The sequence below is a fragment of the Pseudomonas ulcerans genome (genome assembly GCF_036324125.1).
Classification (GTDB): Bacteria; Pseudomonadota; Gammaproteobacteria; order Pseudomonadales; family Pseudomonadaceae; genus Aquipseudomonas; species Aquipseudomonas ulcerans.
This window is the reverse complement of the sequence record NZ_JAZDQN010000007.1, coordinates 102,387-119,131: the sequence shown is the minus strand read 5'-3', so window position 1 is coordinate 119,131 and position 16,745 is coordinate 102,387. Positions and strand designations below refer to the sequence as shown.

The window sequence follows — 16,745 nt, the reverse complement described above, 5'->3', positions numbered from 1 at the left end:
TTGCTTAGGACCTAGCCAGAGAGCTTAGAATAAAGGCATCTTGTTAAAGCAGGTGGCAACCGTGGCCTGCTTCAATCTGCAAGATCAATTTATGCCGACGCGGGGCGAAATACAACGTCGGTAGCTAAGCACTTAACATACGAGAGGCAAGCAATGATCCGTTCTTCGAACATGCGGGAAAAGCTGTTGGCTGCCGCAATAATTAGCACTTTTTCTTCTCAGGCATTCTCCGGAACAGTAACCACTGACGGAGCTGATCTTGTTCTGAAGACCAAGGGCGGTCTTGAAGTATCGACTACTGACAAGGAATTCAGCTTCAAACTTGGGGGGCGAGTTCAAGCTGATTACGGTAGATTCGATGGCGTTTTCACTAAGAACGGCGATACGGCGGATGCAGCATACTTCCGCCGAGCCTACATCGAGTTCGGCGGTACCTTGTACCGAGACTGGAAGTACCAGGTCAACTACGACCTCTCCCGTAACACTGGTAACGATTCCGACGGTTACTTCGACGAAGCCAGCCTGACCTACACCGGTTTCAAACCCGTGCAGCTGCGTTTCGGCCGTTTCTACACCGACTTCGGTCTTGAGAAGGCTACCAGTTCGAAATGGACCACCGCCATGGAGCGGAATCTCTCATACGATCTGGCCGACTGGATCAACGACAACGCTGGCATGGGTGTTCAGGCCACCAGCACCATCGCTGAAATGGCCTACGTCTCGGGTAGCGTTTTCAGCGAAACCAACAACAACTCGGATGGTGACAGCACCAAGCGCTACAACTTACGTGGCGTATTCGCGCCGCTGCATAGCGATGGAAACGTACTGCACGTTGGCGCCCAATACGCCTACCGCGACCTCAAGGACAGCGCAGTCGATACCCGAATTCGCTCACGCCTTGGCGTCCGCGGGGTAGATACTAATGGCGGAGGAGATGCCGGCACCAACGGCAACCGCATGCTGTTTGGCGGTGCTACCGCGCAGGATGGCCTGTGGAAGGATGACTCGGTTTGGGGCCTTGAGGGTGCCTGGGCCACCGGTCCATTCTCGGTCCAGGCCGAGTACCTTCGTCGCAAACTGAAAGCCGACCAAGCCAGCAATGACCTGAAGGCCTCCGGTTACTATGCTCAGATGGCGTACACTCTGACTGGCGAGCCGCGCATCTACAAGCTTGACGGTGCCAAATTCGACACTATCAAGCCTCAGAACAAAGAACTGGGTGCATGGGAAGTCTTTTACCGCTTTGACGATATCAAAGTCGAAGACGGCAACCTGGTCACTACTGTAAACCAGTCGAACGAGCGCAAGGCCAAGAGCCACACTGTTGGCGTGAACTGGTACGTCAATGAGGCAGTGAAAGTCAGTGCCGACTACATCAACGTGCGCACCGACAATAACGAGAACACCGCCGGCGACAATAGCGGCAACGCAATCGTGTCCCGCCTGCAATACGTGTTCTGAGTAGTCACCAGTAAACGTAAAAATCGGGGCGCTTTCCGAGCCCCGATTTTCCCCGTAGAGTGAGTAATCAAGCGTTTTTACGGTAGGCCAGCAGTCGCAAGGCGTTGAATACCACCAACAATGTGGAGCCCTCATGGATCGCAACGGCAGCCCCAATGCTCAAGCCCATGATAGTCGACGGAACCAGAATGGCCACAACTCCCAAGCTGACAAACAAGTTCTGACGGATGATCGATCGCGTGTAGCGACTTAGCCCCACCGCAAAGGGGAGTTGCCTGATGTCGTCAGTCATAAGTGCTATATCTGCCGTTTCCAGAGCGACATCGGATCCGGCAGCCCCCATGGCAATACCCACGCTCGAGTTGGCCATAGCAGGGGCATCATTCACGCCGTCACCTACCATGGCTACCTTAGAACTGAGGCGCAGTTTCTTAATGGCCTTGACCTTGTCCTCTGGCATCAGATCTCCCCACGCCTCATCCAACCCAACTTGAGCAGCTACCGCTTCCGCAACGCGATTGTGGTCACCAGAAATCATGATCATGCGACTGATGCCCATGTCTCTGAGTTTCTGAAGTGCCTCTTTAGCTCCTCCACGAGGGGTGTCCAACAACCCTATAGCGCCTAGGTCCTTGTCAGCGTGACGTACTACCATAGTTGTACGGCCAGACTGGCGCAAACGTTCCGCAGCCTCCAGGGCTGCTTGACTCAGAGCGGGAACACCATCAGTACCGAACATCTCAACCTTACCGATCCAGACGAACTGACCATCAAGTTCGGCTCGCACTCCGCGGCCAATCATATTGCTCATGTTCCCAGCCCTGAATCGGTGTCTCGTGCCTATCATCTCCTCACCATCACGCACAATTGCAGCAGCAAGTGGGTGGTCGCTCAACGATTCCACAGCGATAGCGACGCCCAACAGATCTTCAATCTTCGTACCTGCGACCGGTATCACGTCAGTGATTCGTGGGCGCCCTTCAGTTAGTGTGCCGGTCTTATCAAATGCCATGGCATTCAAGGAGCCGAGCTCTTCAAGCGGTGCCCCCCCCTTGATCAATACCCCACCGCGGGCTGCCCTAGCGATACCAGAAAGAATTGCGCTCGGGGTCGCGATTGCGAGCGCACAAGGGCTTGCTGCTACCAGAACAGCCATGGCTCGATAGAACGAGTCACGGAACGGCTCATCCAGGAAAAAGCTAGCAAACATGAGCCCTACCACCAGCATAAGAACTAAGGGAACGAATACGCGCTGGAAACGGTCCGTGAATCGCTGGGTTGGTGACTTCCTGACCTCGGCTTCACTGACCATTTTGATGACTCTGGCCAGAGTACTTTCCGAAGAGCGCCGTGTTACCTCGACCTCGATCAGATTTTCGCCATTAATACTGCCAGCGAAGACTTTCGAAGCTGCATCTACTGCATCCGGCTTGCTGCGTGCGAGCTCAGCGTCAGCGACTGGCTGCTTGTCCACAGGAACGCTTTCACCAGTCACTGGCGCTTGGTTGATGCTTGAGAACCCGGTGACTACAAAGCCGTCGGCAGGCAGCCGGTCATTGGGGCGCACGATGACAACATCACCGGGCACTAGAAGCTCCACAGGAATTTCCTTCATTCCGTTAGTGCTTTGAACGATTGCGGTGGCTGGCGCGAGCGCGGACAAAGCCTCGATCGCTTTCTTAGCTCGTCCCATCGCATAGCTTTCCAGGGAGTGCCCCAGACTGAAGAGGAACAGCAATAGAGCACCTTCCGCCCAAGCACCAATACTCGCGGCTCCCGCAGCGGCGAGCAGCATCAGTGAATCGATCTCGAAACGTTTTTGGCAGATGTTACTGATTGCTTCTTTGGTAGTGAACCATCCGCCAAATACGTAGGCCGACACATATAGGACCAGCGGTAGCCGTTCAACTAGGCCGAGTTTTCCTGCGAGGACCCCGGCCCCCAGAAGGGCACCACAGATCAGCGCGAAAACAAGCTCGGTGTTCATACCGAAAATACCTTCATGCTTATGGCCATGAACTTCACACCCTGCCTGTTCGTTTGGGCGCTCAAGCAAATTTTTCATAACTTTTCCCTCTGGTTTTGAGGTTTCCAATCTCGCTCTGCCGTTGGGAGCGATTTCTAGTAATTAGCTGAGGTCTACTACAAGATATTCCGACACCAGAAATTATCATTTCGAAAATAACAGGACTCATCGGGAGCAATAAAAAATGCCAGGCACTGCCTGGCATTTATTAATTATCCAACAACCACATTCCAAAAACTCACTACTTGTTATTGGAACACTGAGAGAATACGGAGTAACGAACAGTCTTAAGTGTACCCTGAGAGTCCTCATAACTCATGAGCCGTGGAGAGACCTCGCAGTTACGGGGATCCTCTGACTGGCGCACAAACTTAGCAACGTCTATCTTCATGCCATATTTGTAGTCCTGAATCTCCGGCATAGGCTTACCATTCTTCTCCGCATAGCGGGCCACAGCAGCTTGATGCTCCTTGATATATTGTATCTGCCTACTTTCGGAAAAAGAGCTAGCTTGCGACACCATAGAGAAAACAACAAGTGCAGCAGCGACAATTATATTCTTCATAAACCCTCTCAAATTCAAATACTCTCGAGCTTAACCTTAGCAATGCATAGGCATCACCGGCATGACGAGAAACTTACAATTTTGAAAGCTAAGCGCATTTTCTTCACATTAAATAAAAAGCCCACAACATGTGTTGTGGGCTGGCGGCTATCAGCTAACTACTTCGGCCTCCTCGCCGTCTTCATCCTTGCGATGCGCCCAGTGATACAGAGCAGGCAGTACCAGCAAGGTTAGTGCGGTGGAAGACAAGATCCCGCCAATCACCACAGTCGCCAGAGGCCGCTGAACCTCAGCACCGGTACCTGTAGCCAAGGCCATCGGGATGAAGCCCAGGGACGCCACCAGTGCGGTCATCAGAACAGGTCGCAGACGGGTCAATGCGCCTTCATCGACCGCCTGTCTTAGCGTTCGCCCCTCCTCTCGTAGTCCGCGGATGAAGGCAATCATTACCAAGCCGTTCAGTACTGCGACGCCAGACAACGCAATGAAACCGACACCTGCCGATATCGAGAGCGGGATATCCCGCAGCCACAGCGCCACAACACCGCCGGTGAGTGCGAATGGAATACCGGTGAAGACAAGCATGCCGTCCTTCAGGTTGTTGAACATCAAGAACAACAAGGTCATGACCAGCAACAAGGCGACTGGAACAACGATCTGCAGGCGTTTTGCTGCCGATTGCAACTGTTCGAACTGGCCACCCCAAGTGGTCCAGTAGCCCGCTGGGATCTGCACTTTCTTATCCAGAGAGGCAGTCGCCTCCTCAACAAAGGAGCCCAGGTCACGACCTCGAACGTTGGCACTGACGATTACTAGACGCTTGCCATTCTCACGGCTGATTTGGTTCGGGCCCAACTGCAGGTCCAGGTTAGCGACCTGCGAAAGCGGGATGAAGCCGATCTGATTGGCGCCCTGAGCCGCATTGGCAGGTACCGGGATTAGCAAGCTGGACATACCTGCTACGTCGGTGCGAACAGTCTCAGGCAGACGTACTACCATGTCGAACCGACGGTCGCCCTCATACAGCGTGCCGGCCTGGCGGCCACCCACCGCGATAGCGATCGAGTTCTGAACATCCGCGATATTGAGACCGTATCGTGCAGCTTTCTCACGATCGATGTTGATAGTCAGCACCGGCAGGCCGGATGTCTGCTCAACTTTCACTTCCGACGAACCCGGTACCGCTTTGAGTGCTGCCGCAATCTTGTTGGCGGTATTGTTCAGCACGTCCATGTCATCGCCGAAGACCTTCACCGCGACGTCGCTACGCACACCCGAGATCAATTCGTTGAAACGCAGTTGGATGGGCTGAGACAACTCATAGTTACTCCCTGGAATACCGGCAGCGGCTTTCTGCACCTCAGCAATCAGCTCATCACGCGGCTTCTTAGGGTTTGGCCACTGATCCTGCGGCTTGAGCATGATGTAGGCGTCGGAAGCGTTAGGCGGCATTGGGTCAGATGCAATTTCTGCAGTACCCGAGCGAGCGAACATCCGCTCTACCTCTGGGACCTGCGCAATCACTGCTTTCTCCAGCCGTTGTTGCATTTCGACGGACTGAGTGAGGCTCGTTCCTGGCACGCGCATGGCCTGCATCGCAAAGTCACCCTCGCTGAGGCTCGGGATGAATTCGCTACCCATTCGGCTCGCCAAGACACCGCTGAGCACGACCAAGGTAACTGCAGCCGAGAAGGCGATGTTCCGGTGCCCAAGCACCCACTGCAGCACTGGCTCATAACGCAGTCGAGCTGTGCGCATAACGATGCCTTCCTCTTCCTTGACCTTGCCAGTAACGAACATGGCAATCGCCGCAGGAACAAAGGTGACCGACAGGATCATTGCACCCAGCAGCGCCATCACAACGGTGAAGGCCATGGGATGGAACATTTTCCCTTCCACGCCGGTGAGGGCGAAGATCGGCAGGTACACCACCATGATGATCAATTGACCGAAGATCAGCGGGCGGCGAGCTTCACGCGCGGCAGCAAAGACTTCATGGAAGCGTTCGGCTTTGGTAAGCATACGGCCATGCTTGTGCTGCGCATGAGCCAAGCGGCGGATCGCGTTTTCGACGATAACCACCGCACCGTCGACGATGATGCCGAAATCGAGTGCCCCTAAACTCATTAAGTTGGCACTGACCTTGTTGTTGAACATGCCAGTGAAGGTGAACAGCATGGACAGCGGGATCACCATCGCGGTGATCAGTGCAGCACGGATATTGCCGAGGAACAGGAACAGAATAGCGATTACCAGGATCGCGCCTTCCACCAAGTTCTTCTTCACCGTCGCGATCGCTTTTTCAACCAAGTTGGTACGGTCATAAACGGTCACAGCCACCACGCCCTTTGGCAGGGTACGGTTGATATCCGCCAGTTTGGCGGCGACAGCTTGAGACACTGTACGGCTGTTTTCACCAATCAACATGAAGACGGTACCGAGCACGACTTCGCGGCCGTTCTCAGTAGCAGCACCTGTACGCAGTTCTTTACCGATGCTGACATCCGCGACGTTGCTGATGCGAATCGGAGCACCATCCACGCTTGTGATGACGATGTTCGCGATGTCTTCGATGCTACCTACCTGACCCGGCGCACGGATGAGCAACTGCTCCCCATTACGCTCGATGTAACCAGCTCCGACGTTGGCGTTGTTGCTTTCTAGCGCTGCGACCAAGTCATTGAGGGTCAGCTTGTAGGTAGCTAGGCGCTTCGGATCCGGCGCAACCAGGAACTGCTTGGCATAGCCGCCGATGGTGTTGATCTCAGCCACGCCCGGGACGTTGCGCAGCTGCGGCTTAATGATCCAGTCCTGGATCACGCGCAGATCTGTCGGGGTGTACGGGGTACCGTCCTCTTTGACCGCGCCATCTTCGGCCTCAACGGTCCACAAGAAGATCTCGCCGAGACCGGTGGATACCGGTCCCATTACGGCCTCCACCCCTTCTGGCAATTGCTCTTTCGCAACCTGTAGGCGCTCGTTGATCAACTGGCGGGCAAAGAAGATGTCAGTGCCATCCTTGAAGATCACGGTGACCTGAGACAGGCCAGAGCGAGACAGGGAACGGGTCTGCTGAAGACCCGGGAGACCGGCCATGGCCGTTTCAACTGGAAAAGTAATTCGCTGTTCGGTTTCCAACGGAGAATAGCCAGGGGCCGCAGTGTTGATCTGTACCTGGACGTTGGTGATATCGGGTACCGCATCAATGGGCAGCTTTTGATAGCTGTAGATACCGATACCCGCCATGATCAGAACAGCGATCATTACTACGATGCGCTGCTCAATGGCGAATCTGATGATACGTTCAAACATGAGAAATCATCCTGTCAGTTCGCATCAGTGACCATGCTCGGCAGATGCTTTGCCGAGCTCGGACTTGAGTGTGAAGCTGCCACTGGTTGCTACCTGGGCGCCGGCCTCAATACCGTCTGTGATTTCCACGTACCCATTGTCGCGGCGGCCCGTTTTTACTGGACGCGTGTCAAAACCTTCTGGAGTGCGTACGAATACCGATGGCTTGTCTTCCACGGTCTGCACGGCGCCTTCGGGCACAGTCACAGCTACACGATCGGTCTGGGAAGTGACGGCGATGTTCACAAATAGGCCCGGACGCCAGGCACCATTGGGGTTGGTCAAGGTGACGCGGACTGTCGCAGCACGGTTTTGCTCGCCCAGAAGGCTGCCGACATAACCCACCTTGCCTTCGACCTCTACATTCATGTCTGGTGAAGAGACTTTCACCGCACGGCCGGTCACGACCTTGCCCAGATCGGTAGGTGGGACGGCGAAGGTAGCCCAGACTTGGTTCAAGTCAGAAAGGATGAAAGCGTTAGTTGCCTCGCTGACGACTTCACCTACGGTGAGATGCTTCTCCACTACCACGGCGTCGAAGGGAGCCCGAAGCTCGTATCGGTTGCCGCCGACAGAGTTAACCGAGGCGCCGATCGCTCCAACCTTCTGCTTTGCGTTGGCAAGGGAGATATCAGCTTCCTGCAGCGCCTGACGTGCCTGAAGGTAGTCCTGCTCAGCGGAAATCTTGTCCTGCCATAGCTGCTTTTCACGCTCGAAGGTCACTCGTGCCAACTCTACTCGGCGTTGTGCGGCCTGCTGTTCGCTACGCAAATCAGAGATCTGTTGGCTTGCGATTACAGCGAGGATTTGACCTTTCTTGACCGTCTCGCCCAGGTTAGCCTGAACAGTCTCAACAACACCGGGGACACGAGGAACGACGTGTGCAGTACGGTCTTCGTCAAAGCGAATCTCACCCGGGAAGCTCACGACTGTCCCCAGGTCACGGGGCGCTGCAGCTTCCAGGACAATACCTGCTGCCTTGATCTGCTCAGCACTGAGCGTCAACTTGCCCTCCTCTTCGCCGCCCTCTTCGCTGTGACCTTCTTCACCATGGCCCTCCTCTCCCTCTTCTTTGGTCGCTGATGCGGATTTCTTTTCATCACCATGGCCGTCGTTAGCGCCGTGCTCGGCGGTACTGGCAGCCTGCAACCCGGAACTATTGTTCCAGGCAAGGCTGCCAAACCCGAGGGCTGCCACTGCGGCTACCGCGAGGGCGATCTTGCGTTTGTTATCCATTGCTACTCCTGCTGATCGAAGGCACCGGCTTGTTCAGGACTGAGTGCCGAAGAAAATGTTTGGCTTGTTCAGCGTGTGCCGGCAGTTGAGCCGACTTCGCCATAAACCCTTTCCACCTGCGCGCGCGCATTGGTCGCCGCTGCCAACGACTCAAGGTATTGGCCACGAGCAACGATCAAGGTGCGTTGAGCATCCAGCACTTCGATGAAGCCGAATTTTCCCATCTCGAACCCGCGGGTTGCTGTGTCCACGGCTTGCTGGGCTGACGGCAGAATGGTCTTGTCGTAGGACTCGACCTCCTGCATCGAGGTAGACCACTGATTCAAGGCGGTTTGGGTTTCGGTGCGCAGGCGCAGCTCTACAGCATTACGCTGGTCTCGGGCTTGATCCGCGCGTCGAGAAGCCGAGAGAATGTTGCCTTGGTTACGATCGAACAGCGGTAAAGGCATGGACAGCCCCACAGTGTTGACGCGCTCGCGTACAGAACGGTCGTACTGGCTCCCCACGCTAACAGTGAGGTCCGGGATGCGCTGAGCTCTCTCTGAACCAAGCGAGGCGTCGCTTTTATCAATCTGCACCACGGCCTGCCGCATTTCCGCTGTCTGGTCGAGCTTTGCCAGCAGATCGTCTGCACGAGGCGGCAAACCCGGAGAAAGGGTTGGCGATTCGAGGCGATCAAAGACGGTAACTGAGCTCCCTGTAATTTGAGCGAGCTGTTGATAAGCGGTTGTTTTTTCCGTTTCAGCGCGTCGAGCTTGCAGCTTGGCTTCGGCCAGTTGCACTTGGGCGCGAGTAGCCTCCACAGGGGACGATTTACCTGCTCGAACACGGCCATCAACAATGCGAAGGCCGCGTTCAGTCAGTTCTAGAGATTGCTTGGCCAGGTCCAGGCCAGTCTGTGCTCGCAAGGCTGCGTAGAAGGCCTGCACAACTTCTGCTCGCAGACCATTCACACGACGGTCCAACTCCAGTTGTGCGACGGTCTGTCCGTAGGTGGCGACGTCAACACGAGCACCGCGCTTACCGCCCAGCTCCAGGGTCTGGCTGAGCGAAACGGTTGTCGTGCTGGTGTTGCGCCGGGTGTCTTCCACTTCGTACGAAATTGTGGGGTTTGGGATAAGCCCGGCCTGCCTGCGAGCGCCATCTGCGATCCCAATCTCTTGCCGGGCTGCGGCCAGATCAGGGTTGGATTCCATAGCCGTCGAAAGCGCCTGGGGCAAGCTGATACTTTGGGCAAAGGCTGCAGGCGCCATAAATCCGGAGATGGCGGCACAGAGCGCGGCAATCCTCCAGGGTGAGATGAAGGTCTTGGATAAGACATTGCGGTTATACCGGGGCACTTTAGGGTCCTCGTGCACAAACTTCGATAAAGCTTGGCGAGAACACCGAAACAGCTGCCAAGCCCCACTTGATTAGGTGGTGGCACTCTAATGAGCGGTAGCTATCAGAGGGGTGGCGAGAAAATTACAATTCCGTAATAAAACTCTGCAGCCCCCATAAACACAGAGAAATTCAGCTTGTCGACAGTTTTTTACAAGCAATGGAGATGGCAACCACGCGGTACGAGGGGGGAAAATAACAATAAGATGACGAAATTGTAATTACCCTATCACCATCTCGTTATCTTCGGCCTGCAAATATGATGTCGGCGCTACGCTAGGCGCGCCTCCGGGTAAGAGAAATATAACGACACCCGCGGCAACCATAATAAAAACTGCCATGAATCAAAGGAGCATCTGATGAAAAAAAAATTACCACTGTACTTGGCAGCGGTTTCGGCGCTATCAGCAAGCTATGCCATTACGGCACAAGCTGAGGACAAGCCGGAAGGTTTTATTGAAGGCAGCAGCCTTACAGTGTTAAATCGTAACTTCTACTTCAACCGCGATAACCGTGACGGCTCGGCGCCCACTTACAACAGTGGCAAGGGCAATACCAATGGCTACTCCGAAGCCTGGGCGCACGCGATCATAAGCAAATTTAACTCTGGTTTTACTCAGGGAACCGTCGGTTTCGGCGTTGATGCCTTTGCCATGATCGGTCTCAAACTCGACACCGGCGATGGGCGCAACGGTGGTCGTAGCTCATTTGATGTGTTGCCCGTTGATAACAAGGGCGAAGCTCGCGACGAATATACCAAGGTCGGCGGAGCAGCTAAAGTCCGCTTGTTCGATACAGTCGTGAAAGTGGGTGATGTCTTCCCATCGACTCCTGTGGTTGCATCGGGTGACTCGCGTCTACTGCCAGAAAGTTTCCGCGGCGTAACTGTTGAGAATACCAGCATAAAAGGCCTTACCCTACAGGGCGGCCGACTCCATGCGATGAGTCAACCGGTCTCTAGCAACCTTAACGACAACTTCGTTACCTTCTATGGCGGTCCAGTGAATTCGCCTTGGATCGGTTACGGCGGCGGTGATTATTCGATTAACGACAACTGGACTGTGAGCGTGTATGGCAGCCAGTTGAAAGATGTCTGGAACCAGTACTACGCCGGCACCAGTTTCGCCTACCCACTGAGCAACGACTTGGCGCTGATCGGTGGCTTCAACTACTACAAAGCCGTGGATGAAGGAAAGCGACGCCTGGGCGAATTCGACAACAACATCTGGAGTGCTAAGGTCGGTGTACGCTACGGTGCACACACTCTGGCACTGTCACACCAGCGCAACAACGGCGACAATGACTTCGACTATCTGCGTCAGTCGGACTCGATCTTCGTGGACAACTCCATCCAGTACAGCGACTTCAACTCGCCGAAAGAACGCTCCTGGATGCTGCGCTATGACTTGAACTTCACTAACTACGGCATTCCAGGTCTGACGTTCATGACCCGCTACGCCAGAGGCTCGGGCGCAGATTACTCGAACGCTAACCAGTTCTACATGCGTACTGACGACAACGGCAATCCGCTCACCAATCAGAAACGTTGGGAGCGTGACGTTGAGGTCAAGTATGTTTTACAAACCGGGCCAGCAAAAGATCTGTCCTTCCGGTTGCGCCAGGCAACTACGCGTGCCACTGCCTTCGAATCGGATCTGGATGAAACTCGCGTGATCATTGAGTACCCCCTTTCGATTCTGTAATTAGCTAATCGGGCTAGTTTACTCATCAACTAGCCCGATTAGAAAAACGAGCATTACAAATTCACCTTGAGTGGCTTAAGAGCTCCTTTGGTAAAAGGTGGATATTTGGCGCCCTTTGGGGCGCCTTTTTTCTAGAACTCAAAAAACCGCTCAATTGTATTCATCGCATCTCGATGAAGCTCATGACTACACCAGTGACCTGTCTCCACAATGTGGGCGACCTCACCGTCATCTGAACGGAACGATGCCAATACAAAGAAGAAAACAATCCAATATTTCATAATGTTAAACCGCCTACTGGAGACAGGGCTCGTATCTACAAATCCAAACCGCCACAAGATATACCGCAAGGCTATCAATCATATTACCTAGAAATTACAAATTCGTCATTTAGACCCCGGCGCGCTTAATTTGCTTTACCATTCCGTAAATATTCCGGCGCGCGTGCGCGGTTAATTGCTCAGCGATATCGAGACAAAAATCCATGCGAATTCTGGTAATTGAGGATGAAGTAAAAACTGCGGAATATGTGCGTCAAGGCCTGACTGAATGCGGCTATGTCGTTGATTGTGTCCACACGGGGTCAGATGGATTATTCTTAGCCAAGCAACACGACTACGAGTTGATCATTCTCGATATAAACCTTCCAGAAATGGATGGGTGGCAGGTCCTTGAGATGTTACGGCGCAAAAACTGCCCTTCCCGCATCATGATGCTTACAGCGAGAAGCCGTTTGGTAGATAAAGTACGGGGACTTGAAAACGGAGCAGATGACTACCTAATAAAGCCATTTGAGTTTCCAGAACTGTTGGCCCGGGTTCGCGCCTTGATGCGCAGATCCGACCATCCTGCATCTGTAGAAATAATTTGCGTGGCTGACTTGGAGCTTGATCAGAGCCGGCATAGAGCCTTTAGAGATGGACAGCGAATTGATTTGACGACAAAAGAATTTGCACTATTACACTATTTAATGCGTAACTCCGGTGTAGTATTGAGCCGCACACAGATAATCTCTCAAGTATGGGATATGAACTTCGACTGCGATACAAACGTAGTAGAAGTATCAATTCGCCGGCTTCGAGCAAAGATAGATGACCCGTTCGAAAGCAAACTAATACATACATTAAGAGGAGTCGGTTACGTATTAGAAAAACGGTGAAAAGCCCAATAAAACCATGAAAACCCTTACTCATAGCATTATAAGATAGACATTCTGAAAGGCGTAAGCTGCCTTCTAAGCTCGAGCGTAGTCCTAGGAAGGCAGCGCTTGAACCATAGGGCCAATTGTCAGTCAATAACTACTCTTGAGCCCATGTACTGGATGTCCAAATCGCTGTAATGTGCCCTTATAGCTTACAATTAGGCGAAGCCCTAACCTGGTTCACCGTCAACCGGTATTGAGGTAGTCCCGCTCACGACCACAGTGTGGCTGCCAAAAGTAATCATTTTGGGCAAATATGGGGTCGGACCATCTGAGAAGTGACAGGTGCTCTGGATCGCAGAGTGCGCTGCGTGGTGTCGCCAGTACCGACGATCAGCTGATACCAGAACGTCCACTCTATCGTCGGATAATCGCCCAGGACTTCGAATCGGAGATGTGCTCCAGCAATGGAGCCGAGGCGTTTTTCAGCGCGGCCTGGACACTGGCGGAAGGCTGGGAGAATCGGGTGACGTTGGGATCCTGCTAAAAGGCCAGCGAGTTCGAGCCCAGCCTGCTGATCGAGCGTGTCCGCCCTACGCTCTGCGCCCTTGCTGACTGATGCTGGTGGCAGAGAAAGATACCTTCACGCCAACAGACCGTGCCTTGGAGGCATTCGAAGCCCAAGCGATTGGGCACGCTGCCGGATGCGCACTTCGATCCGTATGTGAAGCATGCTGGCCTGGCGAAGAGGGAGGCTCTTGAGTGGTTTTTCGATTTCTGAAGCATAAGGGCCAGCCATAATCTGCAATATAAGTGCCCGTTATCAGAGCATGTACGTTCAAGGTACTCCCCGTTTGGTGAGCTCTAAACCAGCGACCACTTCAGAAGTACAGGAATCCGTGAACTCAACAATCAACTGCTCTATCCAGGAGCGATGGACGAAACGTATGTGTGTGGCTTTTAAGATCGCGGGGGCAGTAATGGGTTTTCCAAGGCGAACAAACTGGCTGATATGCCAACGAACCTTCCGAGCTTGGAACGCCTGGGTCGTTTCCACGTATCGTTGAAGAACTTCAGCTGTTCTGGGTAAATGCTCTAGGCGCTTTCCTATCCTGCCCCCTACCGGCAACCGACGCTCAATTTCGGCACGAGAAACTCTAACGGGCGGCCGCTCCGCGTCGATGCAATCCGCTATCACAAGCACTGCCGCACTCAGCACTCGATCAATCGAGTCCCAGTCCTCAAGATCGTCAAAGCGGGGCCTAAGGTAGCCGGCATCTATAACACCATGCTCAGGGTCATGAAGATTGATGACTCGTGATATTTCATGTGAGCAAGGGCTTCCAGCACGAGATAGGAAGACCTGCATCAAAGTATGATCAAGAGGATGAAAGCCTGACTTCGGGCTCTGGAGCATGCGGAAAATAGGGAAAAAACTACCTCTGCGCTCGGTGAAGCAATCCTGCAAGTAGGGATAAATTCGGCCGTAGACCTCATTCACCATAATCGCCAGCTTTTTTTCGTTGATCATGGTGGTACCTCTCATCAGGCCTAGCGCCCGCATTTCACTCATATAATCCGTAGCCCAACCGCCAGGACTGTGATGAGGGTCGAACGCTGTAAGAAAACCTTCGGAAGTCTTGGCCAGCTGTTGTGCCAACGGGAGAACCTCCGGCGGCATTTTGGCCGCCAGCTGATCACGCTCTGAACATATCGCCATGTCTGCCGATATAAAGTCGAACCGCCCACCTCTGTTCAGATCGGCTGAGCTCAAATAGAGGGGGCATCCATGATCAGGGCATACTAGGCATCCGCGCAAATTATGTGCTCGTCGCCAGTAAAGCTCTCCGTAAGATGTACGCATTACCTCCAAACACTCCGAACAATAACGGATTTTCTTTATCCTATTTATATTTGAGTCAGCAGACCCAGTCCAAATTAGCAAACCTCTCACCTCACCACCGGCATACATACGCCGGCAGGACTCTGCCAGTTGAGGCTCCTGATATTTCAGATAATAGTTCAAGCCAGTATGTTCATCGATAAGCGCATCAAGCATTAGCGTTGATGTTTCGTAGACATTATGAGCTATAACGTTAACACCGCCAATCAGCTCAAAGTCTGCTGGGTGGAGGCGATCTTCGTATAGCCATCGTTGAAATTGCATTGATGACATACCGCCCAAATGGGTCCGCAAACGCGCGAGAACGCTGTATAATGACTCGTCTGGATACATCTCAGGGAAATATGCATACATCACAGTCCCTCCGCAACCATCAAATTATAGACCAGTCCGTCAAGAGCGAAAGCATGTACAGGCATAAATTATTTGAACTATTCTCTATGGAAGAGCAAGACACACATGACGAACTATGGAACAGCTGCCTATTCAAAGTACCACGATTTTTTGCATCCAAAGGTAAGTTTGGAAGCACCCCTAGCTTTAGCATTAAGTCGAGTGACTCAGAATTATCTGGTGAAATCACTTACCACGGCTATGCTACGCAAAATGGCGCGAAAACAGTCTTTCAGTATCCCGGAATTAGGGAAGAGAATGTCGAAGACGCTCTAATTAATCTAGCATCCAAGCGCTGCTACAACGACAACGGATTTATTTCAGTTTACTTCAGTATCTACGAACTAAGAAATGAGCTTATCTCAGTCCAGAAAACGCCCTCGGTTCCAGAGCTACGCAGCGCACTTAATGTGCTATTCGAAACGAGCCTTAGTTTTAGCGGAACTTTTCAAGGACAGCGATACGAAAACTGCATTTACAAACCCTTCACTCATCTATCCCTCAGAGACTCAACAAAAGACTCTCGAGATGTAAAATCCAGTATAAAATTTAGCAAGTTTACTTCCACACGCATTCTTTCCGGAGAAACAGAGCGTTTAGATTATTCGAAAGTCACAAAAATGGGATCCCTAGCAAGACACATATACAAGTTTATAGTCAGATTCCAAAATGAGATTACAAACCAAAGCACATTACTTTCCTCTACAAAATTAATTAACGCCAGCCCACTTAGACTTTCAGAAAGGAATCCAGACAACAACAGACGCATAAGAGAAGCTCTGGAGCAACTGTATGAGCACGACATAATTGAAAGTTGGAGCTATGATTACTCAAGGGGCAGCGATAAGATATCGTTGAGAATCGTTAACGATTATTTCATTCGAGAACCTCAAGTCATGCAGAGCAGTCCTGAATAGGAGTTAACCGAATTGGATTGCACGATTTCGGTAACAAAATGGACGCTCCCACGCTGTATAGAAGCAATGGTCAATGACAACTTTACCGGCGGAGGCTTGAACGATATTTTCTCACAGGTGGAAAACTCCCCAATGCTATCCCACGCCCTACGAATTTCAGGATTAAAACTCAACCAAACATAGTGTTCAAGCCTCATGAGTTTCCGGTGCGCCTGAGAAATCAACTTAGAAAAACCTGCATAATATCGATCATCTCTAGTTTCTAATAGCGGAGATATTAGCAGACAAAGCCCACCGGGAGACATGACAATGTCAGAAAGATACACATCAAGCTCAAAGAACCCACGAATCAATTCCGACTCTGGGATTAGATATAACTGGCCGCCTACGGTGTAGGTGATAAGATCCTGCGAATACTGAGCAGGCATCGGATAAAGTTCTGCTGGCACTGCATTAATTGGAACACGGTAAAAGTCTGATGCGTCAGATATCTCAACTGTACTCAGCCCGCCCCTGCTAACACTCAAACGTTGGCCGTCTTTGTATAGAGCACCTATTACTATTCCAGGGTATCTATTGATTGGAGCAATGACTTCCTCATAAATTTTAGTCCTCGCCTTTCTGATAAGGAACTTTACCATCCATCCTGTCGTCCCCCGGACCACACCA

At 52.5% G+C, this 16,745-nt stretch carries 11 protein-coding genes and 1 pseudogene; 4 read left to right on the top strand and 8 right to left on the bottom strand.

Features of this window, described 5'->3' with window-relative positions; genetic code table 11:
- Nucleotides 1-153 precede the first annotated feature (153 nt).
- On the top strand, nucleotides 154-1,461 hold the full coding sequence (locus V0R59_RS08920; protein ID WP_330075021.1) for an OprO/OprP family phosphate-selective porin: 1,308 nt from the start codon (nucleotides 154-156) through the stop codon (nucleotides 1,459-1,461).
- Between the two features lie 67 nt (nucleotides 1,462-1,528).
- On the opposite strand, the gene V0R59_RS08915 is transcribed toward V0R59_RS08920, so the two are convergent.
- The 5 genes from V0R59_RS08915 to V0R59_RS08895 all read right to left on the bottom strand — a co-directional run bounded on the left by V0R59_RS08915 (nucleotide 1,529) and on the right by V0R59_RS08895 (nucleotide 9,979).
- Complete coding sequence (locus V0R59_RS08915) at nucleotides 1,529-3,526, bottom strand: heavy metal translocating P-type ATPase (protein ID WP_330075022.1); 1,998 nt, start codon at nucleotides 3,524-3,526, stop codon at nucleotides 1,529-1,531.
- Between the two features lie 202 nt (nucleotides 3,527-3,728).
- Nucleotides 3,729-4,052, bottom strand: a complete 324-nt coding sequence (locus V0R59_RS08910; protein ID WP_330075023.1) for a DUF2790 domain-containing protein — start codon at nucleotides 4,050-4,052, stop codon at nucleotides 3,729-3,731.
- Between the two features lie 150 nt (nucleotides 4,053-4,202).
- Nucleotides 4,203-7,364 carry a CusA/CzcA family heavy metal efflux RND transporter gene (locus V0R59_RS08905; protein WP_330075024.1) on the bottom strand — a complete coding sequence of 1,054 codons (3,162 nt, stop codon included), beginning with the start codon at nucleotides 7,362-7,364 and terminating at the stop codon, nucleotides 4,203-4,205.
- A 24-nt stretch (nucleotides 7,365-7,388) separates the two neighbouring features.
- On the bottom strand, nucleotides 7,389-8,639 hold the full coding sequence (locus V0R59_RS08900) for an efflux RND transporter periplasmic adaptor subunit (RefSeq protein ID WP_330075025.1): 1,251 nt from the start codon (nucleotides 8,637-8,639) through the stop codon (nucleotides 7,389-7,391).
- A gap of 68 nt (nucleotides 8,640-8,707) precedes the next feature.
- Nucleotides 8,708-9,979 (bottom strand): TolC family protein, encoded by a 1,272-nt coding sequence (locus V0R59_RS08895; RefSeq protein WP_330075026.1) that lies wholly within the window; start codon nucleotides 9,977-9,979, stop codon nucleotides 8,708-8,710.
- Between the two features lie 399 nt (nucleotides 9,980-10,378).
- Here V0R59_RS08895 and V0R59_RS08890 point away from each other — a divergent pair, with 399 nt between their 5' ends.
- Together V0R59_RS08890 and V0R59_RS08885 are read left to right on the top strand one after the other, a co-directional pair.
- Nucleotides 10,379-11,722, top strand: coding sequence for an OprD family porin (locus tag V0R59_RS08890; protein WP_330075027.1), 1,344 nt, complete (start codon nucleotides 10,379-10,381; stop codon nucleotides 11,720-11,722).
- A gap of 484 nt (nucleotides 11,723-12,206) precedes the next feature.
- Complete coding sequence (locus tag V0R59_RS08885) at nucleotides 12,207-12,881, top strand: heavy metal response regulator transcription factor (protein ID WP_330075028.1); 675 nt, start codon at nucleotides 12,207-12,209, stop codon at nucleotides 12,879-12,881.
- 820 nt (nucleotides 12,882-13,701) lie between these two features.
- Here the strand turns inward: V0R59_RS08885 and V0R59_RS08880 are convergent.
- Nucleotides 13,702-14,394 carry a hypothetical protein gene (locus tag V0R59_RS08880; protein WP_330075029.1) on the bottom strand — a complete coding sequence of 231 codons (693 nt, stop codon included), beginning with the start codon at nucleotides 14,392-14,394 and terminating at the stop codon, nucleotides 13,702-13,704.
- Between the two features lie 258 nt (nucleotides 14,395-14,652).
- A pseudogene (locus tag V0R59_RS31865) lies at nucleotides 14,653-15,099 on the bottom strand (TniQ family protein); the annotation flags it as partial.
- 74 nt (nucleotides 15,100-15,173) lie between these two features.
- Here V0R59_RS31865 and V0R59_RS08875 point away from each other — a divergent pair.
- Entirely contained in the window at nucleotides 15,174-16,076 is a 903-nt protein-coding gene (locus V0R59_RS08875; protein ID WP_330075030.1) for a hypothetical protein, read from the top strand.
- Here the strand turns inward: V0R59_RS08875 and V0R59_RS08870 are convergent.
- The gene (locus tag V0R59_RS08870; protein ID WP_330075031.1) at nucleotides 16,049-16,717 is read right to left on the bottom strand and encodes a hypothetical protein; all 669 of its coding nucleotides are present in this window, start codon (nucleotides 16,715-16,717) and stop codon (nucleotides 16,049-16,051) included. The two genes, V0R59_RS08875 and V0R59_RS08870, sit on opposite strands and share 28 nt — an antisense overlap.
- Between the last annotated feature and the right edge of the window lie 28 nt (nucleotides 16,718-16,745).

Bases quoted from the DNA above. Each gene is read 5' to 3' on its own strand.
- V0R59_RS08905 (WP_330075024.1), bottom strand. From the start codon at position 7,364: ATGTTTGAACGTATCATCAGATTCGCCATTGAGCAGCGCATCGTAGTA.
- V0R59_RS08885 (WP_330075028.1), top strand. From the start codon at position 12,207: ATGCGAATTCTGGTAATTGAGGATGAAGTAAAAACTGCGGAATATGTG.
- V0R59_RS08915 (WP_330075022.1), bottom strand. From the start codon at position 3,526: ATGAAAAATTTGCTTGAGCGCCCAAACGAACAGGCAGGGTGTGAAGTT.
- V0R59_RS08880 (WP_330075029.1), bottom strand. From the start codon at position 14,394: ATGATCAACGAAAAAAAGCTGGCGATTATGGTGAATGAGGTCTACGGC.
- V0R59_RS08920 (WP_330075021.1), top strand. From the start codon at position 154: ATGATCCGTTCTTCGAACATGCGGGAAAAGCTGTTGGCTGCCGCAATA.
- V0R59_RS08870 (WP_330075031.1), bottom strand. From the start codon at position 16,717: ATGGTAAAGTTCCTTATCAGAAAGGCGAGGACTAAAATTTATGAGGAA.
- V0R59_RS08890 (WP_330075027.1), top strand. From the start codon at position 10,379: ATGAAAAAAAAATTACCACTGTACTTGGCAGCGGTTTCGGCGCTATCA.
- V0R59_RS08910 (WP_330075023.1), bottom strand. From the start codon at position 4,052: ATGAAGAATATAATTGTCGCTGCTGCACTTGTTGTTTTCTCTATGGTG.
- V0R59_RS08900 (WP_330075025.1), bottom strand. From the start codon at position 8,639: ATGGATAACAAACGCAAGATCGCCCTCGCGGTAGCCGCAGTGGCAGCC.
- V0R59_RS08875 (WP_330075030.1), top strand. From the start codon at position 15,174: ATGTACAGGCATAAATTATTTGAACTATTCTCTATGGAAGAGCAAGAC.